Source organism: Campylobacter sp. US42a, assembly GCF_004379055.1.
In the GTDB taxonomy this organism is placed as follows: Bacteria; Campylobacterota; Campylobacteria; order Campylobacterales; family Campylobacteraceae; genus Campylobacter_D; species Campylobacter_D jejuni.
This window is the reverse complement of sequence record NZ_RYYK01000028.1, coordinates 1-230: the sequence shown is the minus strand read 5'-3', so window position 1 is coordinate 230 and position 230 is coordinate 1. Positions and strand designations below refer to the sequence as shown.

Below are 230 nucleotides of genomic sequence, written 5' to 3'. Positions count from 1 at the left end.
CATCACTGCTCCTGAAATCAATGCGGTTTTAGCACGCCAAGCTTATGAAGAAGCTAACCATTCAAAATCTTATGCAGTAATGGTTGAAGCCATTTGCGATAATACGGATTTAATCTATGAAATGGAAAAGCACGATGAAACTTTGCGCGAAAAAAATGATTTTATTTCAAGTATCTATGAAGAATTAGCGGGCGATGTAGATGATAATAAACTTCTTTTGGCCATGGTAG

General features: G+C 36.5%; 1 protein-coding gene. It reads left to right on the top strand.

All coding sequences use genetic code 11. The features are described from left to right. Positions 1 to 230: ribonucleotide-diphosphate reductase subunit beta (locus tag ELQ10_RS08550; protein ID WP_208379425.1), on the top strand; the 230-nt coding region annotated here is incomplete at both ends.